General features: G+C 44.1%; 6 protein-coding genes. 2 read left to right on the top strand and 4 right to left on the bottom strand.

Features of this window, described 5'->3' with window-relative positions; all coding sequences use genetic code 11:
* A partial coding sequence (locus GX419_11540) for a hypothetical protein (GenBank protein NLI25326.1) occupies positions 1-597 on the top strand: 597 nt, incomplete at its 5' end.
* A 54-nt stretch (positions 598-651) separates the two neighbouring features.
* Positions 652-2,439: an elongation factor 4 gene (gene lepA, locus GX419_11535; GenBank protein NLI25325.1), complete on the top strand. Its 1,788-nt coding sequence runs from the start codon at positions 652-654 to the stop codon at positions 2,437-2,439.
* 5 nt (positions 2,440-2,444) lie between these two features.
* Here the strand turns inward: lepA and GX419_11530 are convergent, their stop codons facing one another.
* The 4 genes from GX419_11530 to GX419_11515 form a co-directional block, all read right to left on the bottom strand.
* The gene (locus tag GX419_11530; GenBank protein ID NLI25324.1) at positions 2,445-3,584 is read right to left on the bottom strand and encodes an AI-2E family transporter; all 1,140 of its coding nucleotides are present in this window, start codon (positions 3,582-3,584) and stop codon (positions 2,445-2,447) included.
* Positions 3,585-3,611: 27 nt separating this feature from the next.
* Positions 3,612-4,301 carry a response regulator transcription factor gene (locus GX419_11525; protein ID NLI25323.1) on the bottom strand — a complete coding sequence of 230 codons (690 nt, stop codon included), beginning with the start codon at positions 4,299-4,301 and terminating at the stop codon, positions 3,612-3,614.
* 9 nt (positions 4,302-4,310) lie between these two features.
* On the bottom strand, positions 4,311-5,861 hold the full coding sequence (locus GX419_11520) for a HAMP domain-containing histidine kinase (protein NLI25322.1): 1,551 nt from the start codon (positions 5,859-5,861) through the stop codon (positions 4,311-4,313).
* Between the two features lie 780 nt (positions 5,862-6,641).
* The coding region (locus GX419_11515) for a TonB-dependent receptor plug domain-containing protein (protein NLI25321.1) at positions 6,642-7,922 on the bottom strand (1,281 nt) is incomplete at its 5' end.

Below are 7,922 nucleotides of genomic sequence, written 5' to 3'. Positions count from 1 at the left end.
ACCGCTCTGTTTGATGATCCCCTGGTACAAAACCGTGTTGATGCGGTCATAATCTGGAAAGCCGACCGAAAAAATCGGGAATGGCCTCTCTTTTCAGAAAAAATGCTTGATAATTACAGTCCTTACGATACGGTTTGTGCAGATTACGGCTGGATTTATATTCACAAACGCTATAAACCGGATACACGTACCCTGCTGAAATGGCCTGAGCCCGTTCCTCCCCGGTCTTCGGCTTTGTTTGTCCTGGCTGAACCTCGCTCAGGAAACGATGAGTTTTTTGAACTGGTAAAAAAACCTTTGATTCCAGGGTACAAAAAAGATCTGATATGGTACCGTTTTGAAATTTCTATGTATTCAGATTCCATGGCTGCCGCTGATTCGGTTTATCTTACATGTATGATCGAGAATAAAGGAAAAACAGTGGATTATGATGCTTTTGCCGTGCAGGCAGACACTTTCGCAAGAAGATACCGGATGGTGTACCACCCTCCCTTCAAAACCAATGAAGGGGATATTCTTAAAATGTACCTCTGGAATCCTGCCCGCAAAGAACTGAAACTTCTTTCCGGCAAGGGAATCATGTATGCCGGGAAATAAGATTTTTTTCTGTTTTCCAAACATGCTATTTTTGTGCCCTGAAAACTGAAACCCTTGAAGAATATCCGTAATTTCTGCATTATTGCTCATATTGACCATGGTAAGAGTACCCTGGCCGACCGTCTTCTTCAGCTCACCCATACCTTATCTGACAGGGAATTCCGTGATCAGGTGCTCGACAGTATGGATCTGGAGCGTGAACGCGGAATCACAATTAAAAGCCATGCCATACGGATGCAATATGAATTTGAGGGAGAATCCTATGTTTTGAATCTTATTGATACCCCGGGGCATGTTGATTTTTCGTATGAGGTTTCGCGTTCCATTGCTTCCTGTGAGGGGGCTCTTCTTGTAGTGGATGCTACCCAGGGCATACAGGCACAAACCATATCAAACCTTTATCAGGCTATTGATCACAATCTGGAAATCATTCCGGTACTGAACAAGATTGATATGGAAAATGCCATGCCTGAAGAGGTGAAAGACCAGATTGTTGATCTGATAGGGTGTTCGCGTGATGATATTATTGAGGCCAGTGCCAGGACAGGATTTGGGGTAGATAAGGTATTGGAGGCCATTGTCAAGCGCATACCGCCACCTCTGGGAGATCCGGATGCTCCGCTCCAGGCCCTTATTTTTGACAGTGTGTTCAACCCTTTCCGCGGAATTATTGCCTATTTCAGAATTTTCAACGGCACTATCCGGAAAAATGATTTCGTAAAATTTGTTTCCACAGGACGCGAATACCATGCCGACGAAATTGGGGTGCTGAAGCTAAAATATGTTCCGCAGGACGAGCTTTCGGCAGGCGATGTGGGATATATCATTTCGGGAATAAAAACCTCACGCGAAGTGAAAGTGGGTGATACCATTACCCATGTTGAAAGACCCTGTGAAAAGGCAATCGAAGGTTTTGAAGATGTCAAACCGATGGTGTTTGCAGGAATTTATCCTGTTGAGGCTGACGACTATGAAGAACTGAGAAACAGCATTGAAAAGCTGCACCTGAACGATGCGGCATTTACCTTTGAACCGGAATCGTCTGCTGCCCTGGGTTTTGGCTTCCGTTGCGGTTTCCTTGGTCTGCTGCATATGGAGATTGTGCAGGAACGTCTCGACCGGGAATTTGATATGGATGTGATTACAACCGTGCCGAACGTTTCTTATAAAGTATATACCACAAAGGGCGAAGTGATTGATGTCCATAATCCCTCCGGTTTACCTGAACCGAACTATATTGAACATATCGAAGAACCATATATTCAGGCCCAGGTCATTTCCAAGTCAGAGTACGTTGGTGCAATAATGAAACTCTGCATCGATAAGCGCGGCACCTTAAAAAACCAGGTGTACCTCACAAGTGACAGGGTAGAGCTGACTTTTGAAATGCCTCTTTCGGAAATTGTGTTTGATTTTTATGATAAACTGAAGAGCATTTCACGCGGTTATGCTTCATTTGATTATCACCAGACAGGTTATAAACCGGCTCACCTGGTGCGGCTCGATATTTTGCTGAACGGCGATATGGTTGACGCTTTGTCCACGCTCATTCACCGCGATCATGCCTACGATTTTGGCCGCCGCATATGCGAAAAACTCAGGGAGCTTATTCCACGCCAGCAGTTTGATGTGGCTATTCAGGCAGCCATTGGAAGCAAAATCATTGCCCGTGAAACCGTTAAGGCTCTCCGTAAAGACGTAACTGCAAAATGTTACGGGGGAGACATTACCCGCAAACGAAAACTGCTTGAAAAACAGAAGAAAGGGAAAAAGCGTATGCGCCAGATAGGAACCGTGGAAGTTCCCCAGCAGGCATTTCTGGCTGTGCTGAAACTCGACTGATATTGTTATCGGTTCTTCCCGGTAATTATCTTTTGAAAAAACTTGTTGATGCGTTTCAGAAATTTCGCAAGGTTTTCTCCGGTCAGGGAATGGTGTCTTGTTCCCTTCGGCCCGAGAAGATAGCCATACGGCATAAGAGCCGGAACATTATCAAATATGATTTTGGTAACAGCCAGAACAGGAATGATGACAATCATCCCGGGGACACCCCATACCATGCCCGCTCCGATAAGGCCAAGTATAACAAAAAACGGATTGATTTCAACCGCATCTCCCACAATATTGGGCGAAAGAATATTGTTTTCAAAGGCATGTACCAGAAAGTACAATATGGCCACCTTCAGGGCAAATACCGGCGATGGCATTACCAACAGGCTGAAGAGAACAGCGTAAGTACCTCCGATAACATTTCCGAAGTAGGGAATAAAACTGAAAAGTGACGCCGATATACCCAGCAATATGGCGTATCTCACTCCGATCATTGTCAGGGCTGTTGAATTGATAACGGCCAGAATCAGTACAACAATAAACACACCCCCCATATAACGTGTGGCAACAGTGGCAATTTTTCGCAAAACATTAATGGTTACCAGATGCCTTTCTTTGGGAATGGTTTTCAGGATGAAATAGGCAAATTTGGTGCGGTAAAAAAGAAAAAGAAAAACATAAACCGGAAGAAGGGCCATTTTAAGCACAGTACCGGCCAGGTCGACGAACAGTTTATTGAATTGTTCACGGGTGCCTGTAAACAAACCTTCAACTACCGAGCGAAGGAAATTCTCGATTTTCTTATCGGATATTCCGAACTGTGCTTCGAGTGATGAGAGAAACAGGCTTACGTTATGAATTGCCTGCTGGCGAAGCTCAGGAAAATCGTCAATTATTCTGCTTACCTGCCGTACCAGAAACAATGCAATTCCGTAAATGATGATAATTCCAATAATTTCGCTCAGCAGGATAGAAAAAACCCTTGGAAACAGTTTCTTTTCAAAAAAATTGGCCATCGGGTAAAGAAGATAGGCCAGCAATGCTCCAAAAACAAGAGGATATAAAAACTCCCTGGCCTGAATGATCCCGAACAGGGTAAGAAAAATGGCCAGCAGAGTAAATGTGTAGCGGATGGAACGGGGATAATCTTTCAGCATAAGAGGAACTTCAATTAGCCGTATCCATTATACGATCAGTTTGTAACCTTTCCCGTGAATATTCATTATCTGTACAGCCGGATCATCTTTGAGATACTTGCGGAGTTTGGTAATATAAACGTCCATACTCCTTGCGTTAAAGTATGTGTCGTCCATCCAGATGGATTTCAGGGCAAAATTCCGTTCCAGAATTCTGTTTTTATTCAGACAGAGCAACCGCAGGAGTTCTGATTCCTTGGTGGTAAGTTTTCTCTCCTCTGTTCCGTGTAACAGGAGCTGCCGGGACGAATCGAAGGTATAATTTCCCAGTTTGAAAACCGTTTGCTTATCGGCTCCTTCATTTTTTGTCCTGCGCAGAATGGCCTCGATTCGGAAGATAAGCTCTTCCATGCTGAAGGGCTTGGAAATGTAATCATCAGCTCCAATCCGGAATCCCTCGATAACATCTTCCTTCATTGACTTGGCTGTAAGAAAAATAATCGGAATGTCGGAATTAATCATTCTTATTTCCTTGGCCAGAGTAAATCCATCCTTGACGGGCATCATGATGTCGAGGATGCAGATGTCGTAGTGATTTTTTTCAAAACTCCGGAATGCCTTTTCCCCATCACCGAAAAGATCGGCTTCAAAATTTCTTGCCTGAAGATATTCCCTTAAAAGCATGCCGAGGTTTTCATCATCTTCGGCAAGCAGTATTCTTACTTTGGGTGTTTCCATAGAACAAATTTACGAATCTTCTGCAAATGGAAGCATTATATGAAATACAGATCCTTTGCCGGGTTCACTTTCTACCCCTACCTCTCCCCCATGTTCTTCCACAATTTTTTTCACATAGCTCAGGCCGAGGCCGAATCCCTTCACGTTATGCACATTGCCTGTTGGCACACGGTAAAACTTTTCGAACACCTTCCGGAGATTTTCCTTTGAAATCCCGATACCGTTATCCCGGACAGATATCTTAATAAAACGCTTCTGGTTTTCGGTCGATACAAGTATTTCAGGTGTTTTATCACAATATTTCAGAGCATTTTCCAGCAGATTCACGATAACATTGGTCAGATGAAGCTCATCCCCATTTACTTTGAAATGTGTTGCCTGAAACGACCATCCGATCGTCCCTTCGCGTTTTTTGACCTGGATCCGGAAGTTTGAAATGATCGATTCAATCAGTTCGTGCATATTAACGGTTTTTGTTTTTAAGGGAATTTTCCCCCGGTCAAAAACCGACATCTGTAGTACTTTTTCGACCTGATAGCTGAGCCTCTTGCTTTCGTTTTGTATAATTCCTGCAATATGACTGATATTTTTTGCTTCGGGAGGTATGGAAGGATCACTCAGCATCTGGGAGGCAAGGGATATTGTGGAAATGGGAGTTTTCAATTCATGGGTCATGTTGTTGATGAAATCTGTTTTGATTTCTGAGAGTTTTTTCTGCCGGAAAATAACATATAAGGTAAGTCCGAACAAAAAGATAATAAGCAGGGACACCGCCATGGCCGATATACTCACCAGTCCGGTGGCATGGCGCAGGTACGCCGGCTGTTCAGGGAAATAAACTTCAAGAAAGTAGGGTTTCCCGACAACATCATTCGGAAAAAGACGCACAGTAAAGCGTTCAGCCCTCAGGGTGCTGTCGTAATTTTCAGAGGCCAGTATCAGCTGGTTCCTGTCGTTCCGCACGGCAAAGCAGAATGCCAGAGGAATTCCGTGTGCAGTGAATTCTTCCCTCAATGCAGCAGCAAGTAACGGAACATTGATCCTCCGACGGATATCCTGCTCGGTACGCATCATTTCATTCACAATGTTCTGAACCATGACCGATTTTCTCCTTATCAGGCTGTGGCTTGATCGGGACTGTATTCTGGTACCGCTAACTTTATCATTTGCATTGGCACCTTCTGAAAGAGCAGATTCACCGGTCTCCGGCGTAATGCTGATTTCAGCACTGAACTGTTCAGCGTAGTAGTCGTAATAGGTCACCGGCATGCGGTTTCTCTGACGTTTCCGCTGAGGGAATTTCTCTCCGGCATCGGTGGTTGACTGAAACAGTTGTTCTGACGAATCGGAGGGAAAACCAAGTTCCCGCATGATATGGTTGCGGGCTTCTTCATTTTCGAGCTGGGAGGAAATACTGACCAGAGAGTTATGAACCAGTTCACCGAATTCCTCCTGACGAATCCTAACAGCCTGACGGATCCAATATGATTGCATACCAATAAGCCCCAGGAGGGCAATGGCTGTCAAAACCACAATTGACCAGATCCAGCGGGTGTTCATATTGATGCAAAGGTAACATAATCAGAACAGTAGGAACATACAGTTAACATTCTTTAACTATAACATCAATTGCCACGGGTAAGAAATAGTTTCAGGGTTCCAGAGTTCCAAGGATTTCCGATTTCCCATTTTCCATTTCCAATTAATGTATTTTAGTTTCCATAGGGTGCTTAAGATCAGGAAAAAGCAAATGGTAAATAGTTAGTTCTCAGAGATTTCCGATTTCCGATTTCCCATTTCCAATTAATGTGTTCTGGTTTTCATAGCGTAATCAAGGACAGGAAATTGGAAATGGGAAATGGGAAATTTTCAGTGATTTTCGATTTCCCACGAATGAGGTTCCAAAGTTCCAGAGTTCCAAAATTCCAGCGTAGAGCGTGCAGCGTAAAGCATTGGGCTTAGAGTGTAGGGCAGAGAGTTAAGTCTTGAACGCCATTTCTTTACGCTTTACGTTCTTAGCTTTACGCTCTTTCCCCGTAGGGGATGAAGGACAATAGCCTGGAGTATCAAAAACCATTCACATTCCCCGTCAGGGGATTAAGGATAATGGGGGCAGGTTGGCTTGGTTCCGGAGTTCCAGGGTTCCAATGTTCCAGAGTTCCAGGGTTTCAAAGTTCCGGCATTTCGGGTGTTTAAGTTCAATTTGTGAGTTGTGATTTTAGATTTTTAAGTGTAGTGTAAACAATATCGTAAAGCGTAAGCCCTGAGCGAACGGCGATAGGCGAAAAGCAAAAAACCAAACAGTTACTCAGGTCGGTTTTTGCAGAGCCGGTTTCTTTCTTACTTGCCAACAGAAAAGAAAGCAAACGAACCCAACGGCTTTCCATCGGCTGTGATGCCTTCCACTTTCAGAACATAAGTTCCTTTAATATCTGAAGTATAAAAACTAACGGTGCTTTTCCCCACTGAATCCAGCACAATGTCAGGTTTCCAGTAAAGGGTTGTACGCAAGTCATTGATTCCTTCTGTACTGCGGATGCTGTAATCGGGACTGTAAAACTCCCTTGGAGTAGCATACCCGAGCATTTTGAAATCAAGAAAACCCCGTTTCATAAACTCACCGCGTTTGGTATAAACGGCAATAACCCCATTTGCGCCCCGGCTGCCGTATATAGAAGCATTGGGGCCTTTAATTATCTCGATCAGTTCCACATCCTTAGGATTCAGGGAACGGAAGGCGTTTATATCAACAGGCACTCCATCAATCAAAAAAAGAGGATCATTTGACAGCATAAGGCTTCCGGGGCCTCTGATGGTGACCGTATTCCCCTGAACAAGGACACCCGGTACACGACCCTGCAATACCTGAAGCATATCGGTGTACCCTTCGGGAATATCATCCATATAAATTACATTGTCGGCTTCTCCATGAATTTTAAAATCTTTTGAACGTTCCAGAATTTTTTGCTTTTCCGGATTATAAGTATAATCAATCCGTTTTACATTTTTATATTTCCAGGCATCCCCTTTTGCCAGGACCATTTGTGCCCGGGCATCGGCCGTCTGGGTCTCTGCCGGTCTGAATTCATTCTCGTCCACTATGATTACCAGATTCTTGCGTCCGTTTGGCTTTCTGGCTTCAACAACCACACTGATGGTATCGGGATAATCCAGGTTATCAAAACGAAACCGGCCTTTTTGGTCAGTTCGTGTTTCAAAATAGTCGTTATACGCATTGAGAATGGTCAGATAAACCTTTGCGTTTCTTATAGGAATAGCAAAAAGATCGCGGGTAATTTTTCCGGTAATGGTAATTCCCTTTTCCTCTTCAAAAGAAGGCCATTTGAAATCAGGGGCAAGAATCGATTCCCACCGGAATCGTCTCCACCCGTGGGTAAGCATCAGTAAATCAATAGCCTCTCTTCGCTCCTGCCGGTCATTTTCAAAATACCATCGCGGATTTTCAATGGTTCCATGCAGATCGGAATTGAGCAACATATAAGTAAAGACCGATGATTCGATTTGGGCAGAATCAGAAAACTCTGCCACCGATACTGAATAAGACCCACCCGCTATGGCATTACCTGCTGAGGCGACCGATATTTCTGTCTCCACTTTTTT

The sequence above is a fragment of the Bacteroidales bacterium genome, assembly GCA_012517825.1.
Lineage (GTDB): Bacteria > Bacteroidota > Bacteroidia > Bacteroidales > JAAYUG01 > JAAYUG01.
The sequence above is the reverse complement of the archived record's forward strand: the minus strand, read 5'-3'. Positions and strand labels throughout refer to the sequence as shown.